We start from the raw sequence: 18,917 nt of genomic DNA, 5'->3' as shown, positions 1-18,917 counted from the left end.
AAAGCCGCTGAGTGGATAACTCAGCGGCTTTTTTAATTATGCATATTTACTGTTAATTAAGCTTATTTGCTTTTTAAAAAGTCATTAACTGATGCAAGCTCTCGCGCTTTAAGCGCAATACAGTCGTTAGTACTTTCTTCAAGCTTGCTTAAGGTACGCGCATAGCCCGGTGTTTCTTCAATTTTATCTTTAAAGAATGCTTGCGTGGTTGCTAAACTTTGTTGATCACAACGCGCGGTCGTAAAGTACGGTAAGTTAGGTACAAAAAACGGCGGTAAGCTTTGTGTTACCTTGTCGTAATTGTTGTATATCCACTCAATAAATAGTGCTTGGCGTGACTCGCTATAACTTTGACCTGCTAAAATAGTACGCATGTCAGATGCCGTTACGTCGTCAGTGAGGGTATAAGCTAACACTTGCTTTTGTAACTGGGGCTTGCCCATAAAACCCATTGCTGCCAACATGTTTGTGCGTACTTGTGGATCTTTAGTGGTTTTAAAGGTTGCCATAAATTGATCAAGTAAGGCTTTATCCCCATTATAGGCGGCAAGTTTTAAGTAGGTAGCTGCTAAATACGGATCCACTTTTTGCGGATCGTTTAAGTACACTTGCGTTTGCTCTTTTGCTTTGCTGATCACGCGTTGATCTTCGCCATCAAAACCAAGTAAGGACACAACACCTGCACGTAGTTGTGATACAGCACCGTCTTCGCCAGCTTGTGCTTCAAGTGAGTATTTTTTAGCTGCAGGCATTACTGCACTGCGAATAAACTCAGGCCATAACGCTTCGTTGCTTTCATCTTTAAAGGTATTTTTTTGCGATACTAAATAGCCCAGCGCTGTATTAGCAACACGAGGGTGATCATCGCTTACAAATACTTCTAGAGTTTGCATTAGTTTAGCGGCCGATATTACACCTGCATCAAGCAGTGCATCAGTGGCAGAAAGCAGCGCTAAACGCTCACGATCATTCAGTGCTTGCGGCGCATGTTTTATCAGTGAGTCAAACTGCGCATCGTCCATTACCCAGCGGTAATAACCTAGTGCGCCTTCATCGGGGTAAATCCACTCTGGCTCAAAATCAAGCGTCAAAGTTTGGCTTTGCTTATTAAGTAAAATACTGGCTGTTTTTACTTTATTGCCAGCGCCATATTTTATCCCAACAGGGACATTCCAAAGCTGTGCAGGAGCATCTACACCGGCATTAGCAAAGCGACTTTGCGATACAGTAATTTTTTTACCGTCTTGTTTTACATTTACAAGCGGAAAAGAAGACTGTTCAATAAATGATTTTAAAACACTGGCAACATCTTTATTAGACGCTTTACCAAGTGCTTCCCATAAATCGGCTGCTTCGGCGTTTTTATATGAGAATTTTTTTAGATAACTTTGAATCCCTTTTTGGAATGCCTCTTCACCAATCCAGTTTTCAACCATAGCAAGCACCGCGCTACCTTTACTGTAGGCAAGCCCTAAACCATCCATAATATCGGCTTCGGTTTTAATCGGTTTACGAATAGGCTTAGTGCTTAAGCGAGCATCTAATGCCATTACGTTGTTTTGTGGTAAATCAAGGTGAGATTCAAATTCAGGATTAAGCTGTTTAGTAATCTTTGCTGCCATCCAGCTAGCAAATGCTTCGTTTAACCATAAGTCGTTCCACCACTTCATAGTCACTAAGTTACCGTACCATTGGTGAGCCAGCTCGTGTGCGATAATCGACACATTACGCTGTTTTTTACTGCGTGTAGCGGCTGCTAAATCAACCAGTAATATATCTTCGCGGTAGGTGACTAGGCCTGAGTTTTCCATTGCACCAAAAGGAAACTCGGGTACGGCTACCGAGTCGAGCTTTTTATAAATATAAGGAATACCAAAATACGCCTCAAGTGCAGCAAGTACTTTGGGCATGTTCTCTTTTGCGTAATCAGCTAAATGAATTTTACCCTGCGGGGTAATAACACGCCCTGGAATTGGCATGTCTTTTATTTCAAGCTCTTCAAAAGGGCCCACGGCCATAGCCACTAAATAAGAAGGAATAGGGGGCGTTTTATCAAAGTAATGTGTTGTCATATCGCCATTGACTGTGGTTTTAAGCTCTGGCGTATTGGCATAAACCTTTTGAGACGTTGGCGCTGTAATCGTTAATTGAAACGGTATTTTATAACTTGGTTCATCAAATACCGGAAAGGCTCGGCGCGCATCATTCATTTCAAACTGAGTAAATAAATAAGGTGTGCCCTGATCAATTGTTTTGTATAAGCCCACACTTTGGCGATTATACGGCGCCGAAAAATCTATTTTAAGGGTGTACTTACCCGGTTGAATTTTCTCATCACAGCTAAATTTTACTTTTTCTGTTTTTAGCATTTCGTTGTTTAAGTCGCAGTTTTCATTGCCTAATAACTGCGCCATTTTAACAGCGTAAGCCACGCCGTTAAGTTCAATGTAATGAGTGGGTTTTAACACTTCTAGGGCTATTTCTGTCATCCCTGTAAAGGTGTCTTGGCTTGGGTCGAGTGTTAACGACACCTTTTGTGAACTTGGTTTAGCAAGCTTTTCGATAACGAACTCGTTAGCGTTGGCAGTAGTCATTGCTAAAGCAACGCTTACTGTTAATAGGCTTTTTAAAAACATAGTGATCCCTAGATTGTTGTTGTTAGAAACTGTCTCAAATAGGCATTTCTATGCCCTTAAAAGTTGAGATTTAGATATCCTAGCAGCTTTTTTTACGAGAGTAATTTAATAAAGTAGCTACTTGGATTTAAAATAGTAACAAATAGTGTCAGTGACTTTGGCGCTGGTTAAAGCGCTGCCAATGCAGTTGTGGATTAATAGTACGAATTTGCTGTATTACAGTGTTTAGTAGGGCTACATCGTCAAATTTTTCATTAGGGTATTCGTTAAATCCCATTAAATAATTAAAAGCATCTTTTGAATTCGCTTGTAATGCATAAATACGTACTTGTTGCTCAAAATTAAGTCGCAGGCTACTTATGGCGGTTTTCATACCGAGTTGATCAACAGTGGGAATCGCGCATTTTTGCAAATAACCTGCACGCTCACCTTCACCTGTAAACCAGATGCGCACTTTTTCGCTATAACGGCCTGACTTAGCTGGTAAATCAAATAACAATCGTGTGTGATTATGTGCTTTAACAAAGGCAATAAAGTCGTTAAGCCCTGCATCAACTAAGGCTTGATGCACCGGAACCAAGCGCGCTTTTATTTTTCCATTAGTATGAAAATTAAAACACAAAATGCCATTTTTAAGCTCAAGATCGTCAAGCGTTAAACAGCCAATTTCATCACTATATGCGCCACTGTAATAGGCAATTAAAGGCAACCAAAAATGCCAATGCTTTGCTTGCTCTCTTGCTACTTTAAAGTCGCTATAAATGTAGCCGTTATAAAGCGTATGCAGTTCCATTGCTGAAAAAGGGCGGCGACCAAGATGGGTTTTCAACGTAATCCCTTGAAATTAATGACACGATATATTTTATACTTAAAATAGATAAACATGCGAGTATCGATTTACAAACAAAAACACCTACTTAAAAAGCAGGTGTTATATTCACTATTATATAAAAAGCGATAATTATTCGCTTAGTGCGCGTGCTAAGCCAACAGGCTCAATTTCTACACACACTTGGTCGTCATTCCAATTTAAACCAACTAATGCGCTGTCTTCGTTTAAATCTTCTACCCACTCATCTAAAAATTCATCTAAATTAATTTCTACAGGCGTAAACTCTTGCCACTCTTCTTTACACTGGGCCTTTGCAGCCTCTTCGCTTTCCCATAAAAGCAGTACATCTGTTTCAGCAAACTGGTTAGATTCGCACACTACAAAGCCGCCGTCGTCGCCACCTAGCGCCCACACTTGCTCGCTTAAACGTACTTTTTCTACAAAGCTAACTAGTTGTGATTCAATTTCAATATCGCTCATGTGTTTACCTTATTTGTTTAGAGTCTAGGATCGGTGCTTATTGCAGCTTGATGCGTGCCATAGTCGTTATAAAAACTGACTAAAGCAGCGTGCTGGCTAAAGTCTGTTAATTCACGAAAGCAAATCCAATCAAGTAGGCAGTATAAACTGATGTTAAGGCATTCACAGCCTTTAAATTCATCATCGTTTAAATGATTATTTAAATAGCTTAATGTTTGTGCAACTCGTTCGTTTTGCAGATTAAAAAATAATTTATCGTCGCTAGTATCAAATCCTGAGCGTCTGCTAAGTGCTAATTCTACTAACGAGTCGTTACAGGCGTTGATAATATTAAGTAGGTGTTCTTGCGACCAAGTTAGTGGGGGTTTTTTAGCCTTGGCGATGAGGTAACGCAAAATAATAGTTGAGTCGCTTAGCGTTAAATCGCCATCAATTAAAACCGGTATTTTACTTGCGGGATTGTTACTGGCTAAGGTAGGGCGGTCTTGCTCAGAAAAAATATCGAGGTTTACTAGCGCTAAGTCAACATTGTTTTGTGCTGCCCACATTCTTACTCTGCGTACAAATGGAGACGGGGTAGATCCTATAAGTTTCATAATTGCTCCTAAAAAAAGCCGCATAAGCGGCTTTTATATTGTGATAACTCAACGTTATTCTGAGCGGCTTGTCACTTCTAGTAAGTGATAGCCAAACTGTGTTTGTACAGGACCTTGTACTTGGTTAATGGGCGCTGAAAATACGACTTTATCAAACTCAGGCACCATCATACCCGGGCCAAACTCGCCCAGTGCACCGCCGTCTTGACCAGAAGGGCAGTTTGAATAGGATTTTGCAAGCTCTGCAAAGTCTTCGCCTTGTTCAATCTTAGCTTTTAAATCTAAGCACTCTGCTTCGCTGTCTACTAAAATGTGCCTTGCACTTGCCACTGCCATAAAATCTCCTGTTTAAAGTTGGTGTATTTAACCATTAAAGCCAGTCTAGTTAGTTTTAACGCGCAGTACCAGTATAAACTTAATTGATGAGTAGCGTATTTTCAATTGCATCAATTAATTCTTTTGAAGTAGGGGCAACTTTACTGTTAAAACGTTTAATGGTTTTACGGTCAGCCGATACTAAGTATTTATAAAAGTTCCAGTTAGGTGAGCTGGTTTGCGCGTTTAAATGTTTAAATAGTGGGTTTGCATCACTGCCGCGTACTTCGCTGGCAGCAAACATATTAAAAGTGACGCCGTAGTTAATAAAGCACACTTTTGCTATGTCTTTTTCATCGTTTTCTTCTTGAAAAAAATCATCAGAAGGAAAACCTAATACCACTAAACCTTTGTCTTTGTATTGTTGGTGTACTTTTTCTAGGCCTTCAAATTGAGAGGTAAAACCACAATTACTTGCTGTATTTACAATAAGTAAAGGGCGGTCTTTAAATTGGCATAAGTTTAAGGATTCTTTCGAACGCAGTTTACGAAACTCAACATTTGTAAAGTCTTCGCATTGTGGCTGTTGTTTGTGGGGTAATGTGTCATTTGCTTGGGCACTTAAGCTGGTAATAAAAATACTCAGCCCCAGTAACGTTTTTTTTAACATACTCAACGCCTAAATTTATAATTGTTTGACTGGTCTATCTTACGCTAATATGCACAAAAGTGATCAACAATATTAAGCGCTTATGACTACACGATTAGCCACTATCGAAGATTTACCTACCATTGTAGCAATATACAACGAAACCATCGCTTCGCGTATGGTGACCGCCGATACTGAGGAAGTATCTGTAGAAAGTAAGCTAGAGTGGTTTAATAGCCACTCTAAAAAACGCCCGATTTATGTTTATTGCGAAAATGGTCAAGTACTTGCTTGGTTAAGCTATAAATCGTTTTATGGGCGTCCCGCATATGATGGCACTGTCGAAATAAGTATCTATATTACCAAAGCGGCACAAGGTAAAGGACTTGGTAAAAGGTTGATGGAGTTTGCGCAAAAAGAGGCTAAACAACTAAAAATTGAAGTGTTGCTTGGTTTTATTTTTAGCCACAATTTACCAAGTATTAAGCTATTTAAGCATTTCGGATTTAGCGTATGGGGAGAGTTGCCAAATATCGCGGTAATGGACAATACACACTATAGCTTAACTATTTTCGGCAAGCATCTACCAAAATAGTTGTGGAGCTTATCGGTAAAAAAATTAAAATTAAGTCTAACAACCTATACCAACTAAGAAATTATAGGCTACGCTATTAACATATAAAGTGTTTACGATAGTGTGGCTTAATGAGTCGAAAAATTTTAATTGTAGATAGCAGCAGTGTTATCGCAATGAGAGTAAAAGTTTTACTAGAATTAATAGGTTGTGAGGCTGAGCTCGTTCATTACTCTATGATCGATTTATACTCTAACACCAGCCAGTATGATTTGGTAATTGGTGCCTACGGAGTGCCGTGTGAAGTAGTAAAGTCGTTAGCTCAAACAATCTCACAAGACCGCTGCGTTTTACTTGCCCCTAAAGCCGAAAGCGGCGAACAACTTACCGCCTTTAGTGAGCTTAATAAACTTGTACCAGATGCAACGGTTATTTATCCGTTTTTCTCAAATAAAGAAATTACCTCATTACTTGAAAACCTCTTAGAGCTTGGCTCTAGCCATGTTTTAAAACTTCCTACTATTTTACTTGTTGATCATATACCCGAGCGCCTTGAAAAAATGAAAAGTAATTTAGTCGGCGCGCATATCAAAACGCTAACCGCAACCAGCGCAACAGACGCAGTGGCAGTGGCCAATAATAATAGTATAGATATTTTAATTAGTGACTTTAGCTTTGAAGATGGTACCGGTTTAAATATTTTTTCTGCTATTAAAATGTCTCAGCCAGATTGCCGCTGCTTATTATTTACTGCACACCCTGAGCAAGTTTCAATGATTGAGGCGATTCGTAAAGGGGTTGAAGATGTTTTAATAAAGCCCCTCACCGATAGTGTTCTGCTGCAATCAGTACATAAATTGTGGCAAACAGAGCTTTTAAAACGCCGAAATGCGGAGCTTGTAGAGCGTTTACAAGATACTGTTGATGCGTTAATTGAAAAAGACAGCCTACTACAAGTTATTTATAAAAATACGCCAGACGCCATTATGTTATTTGAGCGCAACGGCAAAGTAATTGAAGCAAACGATGCCTGCTTAAGGCTGTTTAAGCTGCCCTTTGACAAACTCGCGGGTTTTTCTGTATTTGAATTTTTAGATGAGGAATCAAGTGCTGAAATAAAAAATAAGATCACAACATTAAACAGTAATCGCCAGTTTAGCAGCGATCTGCGTTTGCAAAAAACAGATGGTGGGTATATTCCACTGGTTGGCTCATTTAACGAAATTGACCACCATGGCGAAATAGCGTTAGCGGTTATATTTAAAAATGTCACGCATTTAAAAGAAAAAGAAGAATTGCTCTTAGAAGCTAAAGACCTACTTGAAGAGCAAGTACGCGCGCGCACTTCTCAGTTAGAGCACGCCAAAAATGTAGCCGAAGCCGCCAATTTAAGTAAATCAGAATTTTTGGCAAACATGTCGCATGAGCTACGCACTCCTATGCACTCTATATTGAGCTTTTCTCGGTTTGGTTTGAGTAAGTTAGAAGCAGGCGATTTTGCTAAAGATAAACTTTTAAAGTATTTGTCGCGTATAGAAAGTAGCGGCGAGCGTTTGCTTTCGCTACTAAATAACTTACTTGATTTATCAAAACTGGATGTAGGGAAGTTTCCTTTTAATCCGCGCCCATACAATATTGAAAGTATTATTAAAACCAGTATTGATGATGTATCTGGTACAGCGATGGAAAAAGAAATTGAAATTGTTTTTTCAAAGCCAGGGCCAGTGGTTGTGCAGTGTGATGAAGAGCAAATAAATCAACTACTGCGCAATGTTTTAGGTAACGCACTTAAATTTAGTGAACCTAAAAGTCGTATTCAAGTGAACTTAATGGCTGATGAAAACAGTGCCATTATTGATGTAATAGACAATGGAATAGGTATACCCGAGGATGAATTAGAGCACGTGTTTACTAAATTTGTACAAAGCAGCAAAACAAATAGTGGCGCTGGAGGTACAGGTTTAGGACTTGCGCTTTGTAGAGAATTTGTAGCGCTTCATCAAGGTGAAATTACGGCAAGTAATAATAGCGATGGTGGTGCAACAATTAGGATTCAGGTACCCCTAGAAATAGATTTAGATGAGCATTTAGCCGATGATAAGCTAGCAGTGCAAGATAGCTAATTATTTGTGAATTAATGTTTAAATGATATTTAATTGGATGATGAAAATATGGCCTTAACTAAAATTCTTGCTGTAGATGATGAACCTTTCAACCTAGAAATTATTGAAGAAATTTTAGAAGATCTTGATTTCGAATTACAAGTTGCCACAAGCGGCCCTGAGTGTTTAGCCATGGTAGAAGGCTACATGCCCCAAGTTATTTTACTTGATGTGAGTATGCCGCAAATGAATGGCTATGAAGTGTGTAAAGCATTAAAGGCAAATCCAAATACAGCGCATATAATTGTTATGTTTGTCTCCGCAAGAGGAACGGTTGAAGAGCGTATGGAAGGCTACTCAGTAGGTGCTGAGGATTACATAGTAAAGCCGTTTGGGCATGATGAGCTTAAATCAAAACTTAAAAACTTAAATCAAGTATTAATAGAAAAACAGAGCCTCGAAAAACAAGTAGAAGATGCAACATCTACGGCATTTAACGCTATGGCAAATAGTAGCGAAATGGGGCAAATAGTTAATTACATTGAAAATATTGGGTTTATTAACAATCCGCAAGACTTGGGCAAAGCCCTAATAGACTGTCTGCAAACATTTGACTTACAAAGCAATGTTGAATTTAGGTATGACGACACAATAGAGCACTTTGCCCTTAATGGTGTGTGTTCGCCTATTGTGGTTGAGCTGTTTGACATGCTTAAAAACAAAGGCCGCTTACATGAGTTCTCTCACCGTATATTAGTGAACTACGAAATGATAAGCCTATTAATACTTAACATGCCAGATCACGACCCAGATAAACACGGGCGTATTCGTGACCATGTTTGCTTTATTGTCAGTGTGACTGAACAGCAACTGCGCGCAATTATGACCAAGCAAATGCTTGAGTCGCAGCAGCAAAAGTTAAATGATGTAGCCAGCACGGTGCATAGTAAGTTTCATGGTTTAATTGGGTTACTTAACGAAAACCGAGAAAGTAACGAAAAAGTATTTAAGCAGTTACAAGAAGACCTTGAAATACGCATACCTACAATGGGGTTAGATGAAGATCAAGAGATATTTATTTACAAAAAAGTAGATGAAACTATTCAAAATTCGATTGCCAGAGAAGAGTCGGTTAAGCAAGTTAAAGCCGCCTTTGCTGAAATTGAACAAGATTTGTCTTTGTTACTTAAAAAATAAGCCTCTCAGACAAAAAGGCTCACATAAGTGATTTACGCATCACGAGGTAAGCCTTTTTCGACTATTCTTATTAGGCGCTGTGTTTTACGAAGTTGTTCTCGTTGTTTATTATTTTGTTGCTTAAGCGCCCACTCTATATGCTCTTTTACTAGCAGCGAGCTAGACTCATGTTTGCTTTCTAAAGCGTAAATAATGCTGGGGCTAAAATCAGCATTGCCTAACCCCACCGCTAAATTACGAAGCCAACGTTCGTGGCCAATACGGCGAATAGGGCTGCCTTCGGTATTTTTTAAAAAAGTAGGTTCGTCCCAGGCAAATAGCTCAATTAAGTCTTTATTTTTTAGTTGCGTACGGGGGTGAAAGTCTTGCTCATCGGTAATTTGACCATAACGGTTCCATGGGCAAACCAATTGGCAATCGTCGCAGCCGTAAACTCTATTTCCCAATAACGCACGGTATTTCTCAGGTATAGGCCCTTGGTGTTCAATGGTTAAGTAAGAAATGCATTTACGTGCATCTACCACATAGGGCTCTACAATTGCGCCTGTTGGGCAAAGCGTAATGCAAGCAACGCATTTACCGCAGCCTTCAAACGTATTTTCAGCATCAATTGGCAGCGGTAAATCAACAAAAAGCTCACCTAAAAAAAACCACGAGCCCGCTTCTTGATTTATTAATAAAGAGTGCTTACCTCGCCAACCCAATCCCGCTTTTTCAGCCAGTTGACGCTCAAGTACTGGTGCGGAGTCTACAAATGGCCTAAAACCGTAATCGCCAATTGCTTGTTCTATTTTTTGGCCTAGCTTTTTTAGTCGGTTGCGCATTAATTTATGATAGTCACGCCCTAATGCATAGCGGCTAATATAGGCTTTTTCGGTGTTTTTTAATGTTTTGGCAAAACTAGCATCAGGGGGCAGGTAATTCATTTTCACCGAAATAACCCGCTGTGTACCAGGTACTAGTTCAGCGGGGCGAGCGCGTTTCATGCCGTGAGTTGACATATAGTCCATTGAGCCATGGAAGCCTGCATCTAACCAGCGCTGTAATTGTGCTTCGTGTTTAGATAGATCAATATCGGTAATACCAACCTCACTAAAGCCGAGTTCTTGGCCCCAGGTTTTAATATTTTTGGCTAGCTGTTGATAGTTGGGGGTTGAGTTACTCACACACATTACACACTTAAATAATTAGCTGCGTAATTTACCATATTTATAAAGCGCTGTTGAATGTTGCCTTTAAAATAGTAGGAAATTCACAGCCCAGCATTGTTTTGTAATCGCTATTGTACAAAGCGCTTTAACTGCTGCTGCGTTTGCTGGCTAAGGGCATGAGATTGCTGACTATTACTTAGTGCATGATCAATGGCGCTTTTAGCTTGTTCGCCTAAAGTAACAATTTGCTCTACTGATTGGTGAGTGTGTTGCTGCGCTTGCTCTAGAGTATGCACTGCATCTGCTATTTGCTGAAGCTGCTGTTGGTTTTGTTCAAACTCACTTAGCATTGCTTTAAACCCTTCAGAGGTATTACTAATGGCACTTTGTGCGGTACTAGAGTGGCTAATTAACTGCTCGCTTTCTTGGTTAGTTTCGTTAACTAGTTCATTCATTTGATTAATAAAGTCGCTTATTTGTCGGGTTGCGCCACTTACTTTTACCGATAGTGTACGTACTTCATCAGCAACAACAGCAAATCCTCTGCCAGCTTCGCCAGCGCGCGCCGCTTCAATGGCAGCGTTAAGTGCTAGTAAATTAGTTTGATCCGAAAACTCCTCAACCATTTTTAAAATGCTGCGAATGTTTTCGCTGTTTTCTTTAAGGCCAGACACCGTTTTAGAAAATCTTTGTAGTAAGGTACCAATAAGCGACACTTTCTCGACTAAGCTTGCAAGCTCTTGCGACGAAAGCTTAACAAAGTCTAAGTGCTCGCTGTTAACACTATGCACGCTATCAGTATTACTCACTATGCCCTCTAAGCTTTGCACTATTTGGTTGCTCGCATTAATTATAGTGTGGCTTAGTTGAGTTTGCTGTTCACTTAATTGCTGTGTATTTTGCATAGCGGTATTTACATCAACATTACTTTGCTCGCTGGCTTTAGCGCTGGCATGAGTTGTACTTAGTAAATCACTTAAATGGTTAGTAAATAAGTTATATTGCGTACTTAGTTCTTTAAATTCATCGAACGAAAATTGCGGTAAGTTGGCGGCTAAATTAGCCTCTTGCTGGTTTATGTTTATTAATGTGTCGCACATCGCTTTTACAGGGCGCACTATTAAATAGCGCATATAAAAAATAGTAAAGGCAAAGCCTGCAACAATAACCAAGGTTAACAACCAAAATGCGCTAGTGCTGTGCTGATCACTTAAGCTTTTATATAACCAAAATAAGGTAATGGCCTGAAACAAAAATACAAAGCTTAAATTGCCCACTATTTTACGCGTAAGCGTATAAAAAAATGTTTGCTCAATATAATTATAAAATTGCATTACACCACTCATTTATTGCTTACCCCATTTAGAGATTATCGACTAAGTTACCGTTAACTCAAGTAATAATGTTTGCTAAATATTTTTTAGACCGAGCAGGGTAATTAGTAAAAATACCATGCACCCCAATTTTAAGCATAAAATCTATATCTTCGGGTCTATCTACGGTGTAGGCGTAAACGTGTAAACCCCGCGCTATGGCATCATCTACAAAGGCTTTATTTACAAAGCTTTTGTCTACATGAACACTAAACGCATTAAGCTTTTGTGCAAACTGTGCATAATCTAATGGAATTGATGAGGTTAATGCGCCAATCTGTAACCACGGTAACCTATTTTTTAGCCAATGAATTTGATGGTGATCAAACGACGACACTAAAATATTACCTTTAGTAATAATGCCTTTAGCAATATTACTATTTAAAATGCTGACAAACTTTTCAAGCTCAAAGGTATGTTTTAGCTCTATATTGAGTAATGTTCTATTGTTATTCCAATCGAGTAATTGCTGTAAAGTGGGAATTTGCTCGCCGTTACCGGCATCCAGCAGGCTTAGTTGCTGCGCCGTAAAGTCGCTTACTTTACCGTGCCCGCTGGTGGTTCTATCTAACCACGAGTCGTGTATGAGCATATAATCATCAAGCGCACTTTGAATATCAACTTCAATACCATCTACTCCCACATTTAACGCTTCTAAAATAGCGCTTTTAGTGTTTTCTGGGTAATGGCCGCTTGCCCCTCGGTGCGCAAATATTTTCATTTTTTAGCCTTTTGAGTAATAGACCACGTTTCAAAGCAGGCTGCACTGACTATGAGTGCTCCACCAATAAGTGTTAGTAGCGTTGGGCGTTCATGAATAATAACAATAGCCAGCAACGTGCCGTAAAGCGGCTGCAAGCACGAAATTAACCCCGCAGTAGCGGCCGATAAGTGTTTTAAACTCGCTGCAAATAGCGAGTGCGGTGTAGCGGTAAAAATAATACCCGCCACAGCAATTAAAATAAGGTCGTGGTTACTCACCTCATACACCGGCACTTCAATAAAAGCGCAAAGCATAACACTTGCCACTAAGGTTTGGTAAAGCATGGTTTGTGGGCCGCCATATTGGCTAAAAAAACGTTTATGGGTAATATTTCTAATCGAAAAAAACAACGCTGATACCACACCCATAATAACCCCTAAGGTTACATCGTCACCCAAATTGGCACTGGGCACGAGTAAATATATACCAACTACAACCACCGCTGCGCTTACAATATCTTTTGCTTGGGGCCTGCTTTTATTAAACAAGGGCTCTAAGAACACCGTCATTACTGGATAACTAAAAAAAGCCAGCATGCCGACGGTTACGCCCGCCATTTGCATACCCGCAAAGTAAGTAACCCAATGCATGCCTACTGCCACACCTAAAAATAACGCAATAAGGTAGTCTTTTGGCTTGTTTAACTTAATGTGTTTTTTTTGAAAATACAGCATCGCTAAAAGTGCCATACCAGCAATAGCGGTACGGTACACCGTAATATCAATGGCATTTAACCCTATTAACTTTGCAAACAGGGCAGTGCCCCCAAAAAGTAATACGGCAATGTGTAAGTAAATCAGGCTTTGCTGTTGTGGCTGCATTTAAATGAGAACTCCTTTTTTTATTATCTTATCACTGGGTGCGAACTCACAGGATGAAATTTTTAAAACATGACAAATGTCAGCAAAGTTGATGACATTTGACACGCTTATTATTTTTTGGCTTTGGCATAGTTAACTTATCTTAATGGGAGGTGGCTATGAATACGTTAATTTTAATAAGTCTCGCTATTAGTGAGTTTTTAGAATCATTTAGCTTTAGTGTTTCAATAAATGATTACTTTATACTCATTAGTATTTTTGTGTTATTTATATTTATTAATAAAAATAGTGTTATAAACAAAAATAATGAACTAAGGGCACTGGCATGAGTACAACAAATACGCTTTCAAAGCCCAGTAATAAAAAGTTTTGGGAATATGCGCCCCTAATTTTTACTGGGTTTTATTTACTTCCCACGCTTTTTAACTTATCTAACTTACCAGTCAATACCATTGTCATGAGCGTGGCCTTTTATATTGTATTTATTTTGCTTTACGTAAAAGCCATGCATTGTGAAACAAAGCACATAACAACATTGTTTATTGTTATGCTTTTGGTATGTTTTAGCGCCACATTTTATACCACAGGCACCTCTACTTTATATGGTTTTATCGCGTTTATAGCGGGTGAATCGTATGTTAAAAAAAGCAGGTTATATGCCGTTTTTAGCCTTATATTTACGGTGGCGTTAAGTGCTTATTTGGCAGATATAGCAAACATAAAATACTTTTTAGCCGGCACTTTATTAATATCAGGAGCGCTGCTGGCCTTTGGTATTGCAACCCAAAAAGAGCGCCTGCATAAAAAGCGTGAACAAGAAAGCGCAAACCAATTAGAGCAGTTAGCCGCTATTGCAGAGCGTGAGCGAATAGCCCGCGACCTGCACGACATTTTAGGCCACTCACTTTCATCTATTGCATTAAAAGCCGAACTTGCTAATAAGCTAAACCAAGGGGAGCGATACGAGCAAGCCAATAACGAAATAGCACAAGTAGCAGATCTAGCAAGACAGTTACTTAGCGATGTAAGAAACGCCGTGAGCGATTTAAAGCAACTCAATTTAATAAGTCAAATAGCACAACTAAAACAAAGGCTAATAGAACAAGACTTTAACGTTAACTTTAATGTTGTATTAGATACTTTACCTCCCAAAGTAGAAGGGATCGCAGGGCTTATAATTAAAGAAGCAGTCACTAATTTATTACGTCATAGCAGTAATAAAAACTGTGAGATACACATAGAGCAAACACAGCATCAGCTGCAAATAAGTGTGATTGATAACGCACCTTGCAGCACGTTAAACGCAGGTAACGGTTTAAATGGTATTAAAGAGCGCGCAGAGCAACTTAATGGCCATGCCACGTTTACTTGTGGCGATAAGTTTACTTTAAACGTAATGCTGCCAATTTCAGCTAAGGATTAACAATGATCAAAGTATATTTAGTGGAAGATCAAGCACTCGTGCGCGACGCAGTAGGGGCATTGTTAAGCCTTGATTTTAATATCGAAGTGATAGGCCAAGCCAGTAACGGCCAAGATGCCTTTAATGCAATAAAAGCACTGGCCGATGAAGCATTACCAGACATAATTTTAACCGATATTGAAATGCCACACATGAGCGGTATAGAGCTAAGTGAGCAAATAGCGGCCACGTTCCCGTCTATTAAAATGGTTATTATGACCACGTTTTCGCGAGCGGGTTATATTAGGCGCTCGCTCGCCCTAGGTGTTAAAGGGTTTATTTTAAAAGAAGCACCCAGTGATGAGCTTATCAATGCACTTAAAAAAGTAATGCAAGGGCAAAAGGTGATAGATCCAGAGCTTGCCATTAACGCGCTTGATGACGCCGACCCGCTCACCGATAAAGAGCGCAAGGCCCTTAAGCTTGCAAGCGATGGCTTAAAAACAAGCGACATAGCCAAACAGCTGTTTATAAGCGAGGGCACAACACGTAATTATTTATCCGATGCTATCGCAAAACTCAACGCCACTAACCGTGTAGATGCAGCGCGTATTGCCAAGCAAAAAGGCTGGTTATAGTCGCGCTTATATTAAGTGATGATTAAGGCCATAGAGCGTATGTTTTACTCATTAAACGGTTTATTAAAAGTTTCATACGCTTTTACCTGTCTCATTTTACGTATATGGGTTAAAATACCTACATAACCAACTAACAAGATAGTGAATGTCAAACCAAGATCCAAATCTCAGCCGAGAACAAGAAAAGTACGAAAACCCAGTCCCTAGTCGTGAGTTTATACTTACTCACCTTCAAGAGCGTTCAAAACCTGCTAACTTCACGCAACTTTGTGATGAATTAGCTGTAAACGACACCGAACGCCAAATTGCATTTAAGCGCCGCCTTCGTGCCATGGAGCGCGATGGCCAATTGTATTTTAATAAGTTTAAATGTTACGCCCTAATTGACGAAGCCGGTTTAACTAAAGGCAAAGTAATTGGCCACAGAGACGGTTTTGGCTTTTTAGAAGTTGAAGGCGAGAGCAAAGATTGGTTTATAGCCAAGCATCAAATGAACATGGTGCTGCATGGTGACATTGTACTTGCTAAAGGCACAAAGCGTGGCTCAGGCTCAAAATGTGATGCCCGCATAATTAAAGTCCTTACCAATGAGCGCGCTCCTATTGTGGGGCGTTACTTTGTTGAGCATGGTATTGCCGTTGTTGTAGCAGAAGACCCACGTATTACCCAAGATATTATTATTTTGCCAGGCAGTGAAAACGGCGCGCGCCATAACCAAATGGTGCAAGTGCAAATTACGCAAAACCCTAGCCGTAACATGAACGCAGTAGGTAAAATTATTGACGTACTGGGCGAGCACTTAGCGCCAGGTATGGAAATAGAAGTGGCACTGCGCAATCACGATATTCCTCATGTTTGGCCAGAAGAAGTGGAAGAGCAAGTTGCTCATTTAGGTGAGTTTGTTGAAGAAGCCGACAAACAAGGCCGTGTAGATCTACGCGACCTGCCACTGGTCACCATAGATGGTGAAGACGCTCGCGACTTTGATGATGCCGTATATTGTGAGCGTAAAAAATCTGGCGGCTGGCGCTTATGGGTAGCCATTGCCGATGTATCGCATTATGTAGGTATGAACACGCCGCTAAATAAAGAAGCGATTGCTCGCGGTAACTCAGTGTATTTTCCTGAGCAAGTAATTCCAATGCTGCCTAAAGTGTTGTCTAACGGTTTGTGTTCGCTTAACCCTAAAGTAGACCGCCTTTGTATGGTGGCCGAAATGACGGTATCAGATGCAGGTAAGCTTTCGGGCTATAAGTTTTACGAAGCGGTGATGAACTCGCATGCACGTTTAACTTACACCAAAGTAAATGCCATTTTACAAGGCGATGAAAAACTACGCGAAGAATACGCACCTGTTGTGCCACATTTAACTGATTTACAGCAAATGTATATGGCGCTTAAGTCGGCGCGCCAAACCCGTGGTGCTATTGAGTTTGAAACACTCGAAACGCGTTTTGTATTTAACGCACACCGTAAAATAGAATCAATAGTGCCGGTTGTTCGTAACGACGCGCACAAATTGATTGAAGAATGTATGATTTTAGCCAACGTATCGGCGGCTAAATTATTAGAAAAACACGAAGCCAGCGCCTTGTACCGTGTGCACGATGAGCCAGATCAAGAAAAACTAGGTAACTTTACGCAGTTTTTAAGTGAACTTGGCATTCAAAGCACATTAAGTGATGAGCCAACACCGAAAGAAATTACCCAAGTGTTAGCCCGTTTAGGCGACCGCCCAGAGGCCGAGCTTATTCAAACCATGCTACTTCGCTCTATGAAGCAAGCGGTTTATCAGCCAGACAATATAGGCCACTTTGGCTTAGCGCTGCCTGCGTACGCCCACTTTACCTCACCGATTCGCCGTTACCCTGATTTAGTGGTACACCGTGCAATTAAAGCGGTAATAAAAGCACAAGGTCAGCAAACATCGGGGGCATACGCGTACACCGATGATGAAGTAGACCAACTAGGCGAGCAGTGTTCAACCACCGAGCGCCGCGCAGACGACGCAACGCGTGAAGTTGCCGACTGGCTTAAATGTGAGTTTATGCAAGACCACGTGGGTGATGAGTTTAACGGGGTTATTTCATCCGTTACTAACTTTGGTTTATTTATACGCCTAGACGACTTACAAATTGATGGTCTGATCCATGTTACTAATTTAGGTGATGAATACTTCCATCATGATGGGGCAAAACACACTCTTATTGGTGAGCATACACATACCGTTTACCGCCTTGGTGATAAAGTAACAGTGCAAGTGGCTTCGGTAAGTTTAGATGAGCGCCGTATAAATTTAACGCTCAGTGGTGATGTAGCTCAAGATAGATACGCCCGTCGCCGTGGTGCAGCTAAAGGGCGCGGTAAACCAAGCCATGTACCGGCAAGTGTAAGATCGCAGCTTAAAGCGGGTAAAATCCCTGGAAAAAACACATCAGGTGATGAAAAACCTAAAGCAGGTAAAAAACCAGCCAGCAAAAGTAAAGGTAAACCTGCAGGTAAGTCTGGCGCAAAGCCAGCCGGTAAAAAAGCCGCTGAAAAAACCACCGCTAAGAAAAAATCGAAAAAAAAGGCTGTTAAAAAGCCTAAAAGACCAGGCAAAAACGCCCGTAAACGTAATAGCTCAGGAGCAAATAATACGTGAGTAATGAATTAATTTTTGGCTTTCACTCTGTTGAAGCAATTTTAGCAAAAGAGCCAGAGCGTTTTTTAGAAATTTACGCCCTAAAAGGCCGTGATGATAAGCGCTTAACCCCGATTATTAATGAAGCACGTAAATTTGGTATTTCTGTACAATTTATGCAGCGAAAAGCGTTAGACAACAAAGCAAACGGTGAGCAACACCAAGGTATAATTGCTAATGTAAAAGCAGCGCGTGTTTATAACGAAAAAGATTTAGATGAGATCATTGCTCGCGAAGACACGCCGTTTTTATTGGTGTTAGATGGCATAACCGATCCGCATAATTTAGGTGCTTGCTTACGTAGTGCCGATGCTGCAGGCGTACACGCCATTATTGTACCTAAAGATAAGTCGGCCAAGCTTAACGGCACAGCACGTAAAGTAGCCTGTGGCGCAGCCGAAACCGTACCGCTTATTCAGGTAACAAACCTTGCACGTACGCTGCGTGAAATTAAAGATGCAGGCGTATGGGTTGTGGGCACTGCGGGCGAAACAGACACCCACGTGTTTGATGCAAACCTGACTGGGCCAATGGCCATTGTAATGGGCGCAGAAGGTGAGGGCATGCGCCGTTTAACGCGTGAGCATTGCGATGTATTAGTTAAAATTCCAATGGCAGGTACTGTGTCTAGCTTAAATGTATCGGTAGCAACGGGTATTTGTTTATTTGAAGTGCTACGCCAACGTAACGCAAATAACTAAGTTG

The 18,917-nt window shown here is 40.4% G+C and carries 18 protein-coding genes; 8 read left to right on the top strand and 10 right to left on the bottom strand.

The features are described from left to right. Window positions 1–62: 62 nt before the first annotated feature. From AN391_RS03745 to AN391_RS03720, 6 genes are all read right to left on the bottom strand, one after another. Window positions 63–2,636 (bottom strand): M1 family metallopeptidase, encoded by a 2,574-nt coding sequence (locus tag AN391_RS03745; protein ID WP_055014161.1) that lies wholly within the window; start codon window positions 2,634–2,636, stop codon window positions 63–65. Between the two features lie 148 nt (window positions 2,637–2,784). After that, window positions 2,785–3,465: a hypothetical protein gene (locus AN391_RS03740; protein WP_055014160.1), complete on the bottom strand. Its 681-nt coding sequence runs from the start codon at window positions 3,463–3,465 to the stop codon at window positions 2,785–2,787. A 132-nt stretch (window positions 3,466–3,597) separates the two neighbouring features. Continuing rightward, a complete protein-coding gene (locus AN391_RS03735) occupies window positions 3,598–3,948 on the bottom strand; it encodes a DUF2750 domain-containing protein (protein ID WP_055014159.1) in 351 nt (116 codons plus the stop codon). Between the two features lie 17 nt (window positions 3,949–3,965). Next, window positions 3,966–4,544, bottom strand: a complete 579-nt coding sequence (locus tag AN391_RS03730; protein ID WP_055014158.1) for a glutathione S-transferase family protein — start codon at window positions 4,542–4,544, stop codon at window positions 3,966–3,968. 54 nt (window positions 4,545–4,598) lie between these two features. Next, window positions 4,599–4,880, bottom strand: a complete 282-nt coding sequence (locus AN391_RS03725) for a peptidylprolyl isomerase (protein ID WP_055014157.1) — start codon at window positions 4,878–4,880, stop codon at window positions 4,599–4,601. A gap of 79 nt (window positions 4,881–4,959) precedes the next feature. Next, window positions 4,960–5,529 (bottom strand): glutathione peroxidase, encoded by a 570-nt coding sequence (locus AN391_RS03720; protein ID WP_055014156.1) that lies wholly within the window; start codon window positions 5,527–5,529, stop codon window positions 4,960–4,962. 82 nt (window positions 5,530–5,611) lie between these two features. Here AN391_RS03720 and AN391_RS03715 point away from each other — a divergent pair, with 82 nt between their 5' ends. The 3 genes from AN391_RS03715 to AN391_RS03705 all read left to right on the top strand — a co-directional run bounded on the left by AN391_RS03715 (window position 5,612) and on the right by AN391_RS03705 (window position 9,381). Beyond that, a complete protein-coding gene (locus AN391_RS03715; protein ID WP_055014155.1) occupies window positions 5,612–6,103 on the top strand; it encodes a GNAT family N-acetyltransferase in 492 nt (163 codons plus the stop codon). A 110-nt stretch (window positions 6,104–6,213) separates the two neighbouring features. Beyond that, the gene (locus AN391_RS03710; RefSeq protein WP_055014154.1) at window positions 6,214–8,205 is read left to right on the top strand and encodes an ATP-binding protein; all 1,992 of its coding nucleotides are present in this window, start codon (window positions 6,214–6,216) and stop codon (window positions 8,203–8,205) included. A 48-nt stretch (window positions 8,206–8,253) separates the two neighbouring features. Further along, entirely contained in the window at window positions 8,254–9,381 is a 1,128-nt protein-coding gene (locus AN391_RS03705) for a PleD family two-component system response regulator (protein WP_055014153.1), read from the top strand. A gap of 32 nt (window positions 9,382–9,413) precedes the next feature. On the opposite strand, the gene queG is transcribed toward AN391_RS03705, so the two are convergent. From queG to AN391_RS03685, 4 genes are all read right to left on the bottom strand, one after another. After that, the gene (queG, locus tag AN391_RS03700) at window positions 9,414–10,547 is read right to left on the bottom strand and encodes a tRNA epoxyqueuosine(34) reductase QueG (protein ID WP_055014275.1); all 1,134 of its coding nucleotides are present in this window, start codon (window positions 10,545–10,547) and stop codon (window positions 9,414–9,416) included. A 113-nt stretch (window positions 10,548–10,660) separates the two neighbouring features. After that, window positions 10,661–11,878: a methyl-accepting chemotaxis protein gene (locus AN391_RS03695; RefSeq protein WP_055014152.1), complete on the bottom strand. Its 1,218-nt coding sequence runs from the start codon at window positions 11,876–11,878 to the stop codon at window positions 10,661–10,663. Between the two features lie 46 nt (window positions 11,879–11,924). Continuing rightward, window positions 11,925–12,626 (bottom strand): glycerophosphodiester phosphodiesterase family protein, encoded by a 702-nt coding sequence (locus tag AN391_RS03690; RefSeq protein ID WP_055014151.1) that lies wholly within the window; start codon window positions 12,624–12,626, stop codon window positions 11,925–11,927. Then, window positions 12,623–13,489 (bottom strand): DMT family transporter, encoded by an 867-nt coding sequence (locus AN391_RS03685; RefSeq protein WP_055014150.1) that lies wholly within the window; start codon window positions 13,487–13,489, stop codon window positions 12,623–12,625. Before AN391_RS03685 ends, AN391_RS03690 begins: the two co-directional genes overlap by 4 nt. 158 nt (window positions 13,490–13,647) lie before the next feature. Between AN391_RS03685 and AN391_RS20665 the strand changes: the two genes are divergently transcribed. The 5 genes from AN391_RS20665 to rlmB all read left to right on the top strand — a co-directional run bounded on the left by AN391_RS20665 (window position 13,648) and on the right by rlmB (window position 18,913). Beyond that, window positions 13,648–13,818, top strand: coding sequence for a hypothetical protein (locus tag AN391_RS20665; RefSeq protein ID WP_162838455.1), 171 nt, complete (start codon window positions 13,648–13,650; stop codon window positions 13,816–13,818). Further along, window positions 13,815–14,912, top strand: coding sequence for a sensor histidine kinase (locus tag AN391_RS03680; RefSeq protein ID WP_055014149.1), 1,098 nt, complete (start codon window positions 13,815–13,817; stop codon window positions 14,910–14,912). Before AN391_RS20665 ends, AN391_RS03680 begins: the two co-directional genes overlap by 4 nt. A gap of 2 nt (window positions 14,913–14,914) precedes the next feature. Next, window positions 14,915–15,529, top strand: coding sequence for a DNA-binding response regulator (locus AN391_RS03675; RefSeq protein WP_055014148.1), 615 nt, complete (start codon window positions 14,915–14,917; stop codon window positions 15,527–15,529). Between the two features lie 145 nt (window positions 15,530–15,674). Beyond that, entirely contained in the window at window positions 15,675–18,173 is a 2,499-nt protein-coding gene (gene rnr, locus AN391_RS03670; RefSeq protein WP_055014147.1) for a ribonuclease R, read from the top strand. Beyond that, a complete protein-coding gene (gene rlmB, locus AN391_RS03665; RefSeq protein ID WP_055014146.1) occupies window positions 18,170–18,913 on the top strand; it encodes a 23S rRNA (guanosine(2251)-2'-O)-methyltransferase RlmB in 744 nt (247 codons plus the stop codon). Before rnr ends, rlmB begins: the two co-directional genes overlap by 4 nt. The last annotated feature ends 4 nt before the right edge of the window (window positions 18,914–18,917 follow it).

It is taken from the genome of Pseudoalteromonas sp. P1-13-1a (genome assembly GCF_001401875.1).
GTDB lineage: Bacteria > Pseudomonadota > Gammaproteobacteria > Enterobacterales > Alteromonadaceae > Pseudoalteromonas.
This window is presented reverse-complemented; position numbering and strand designations above follow the sequence as displayed.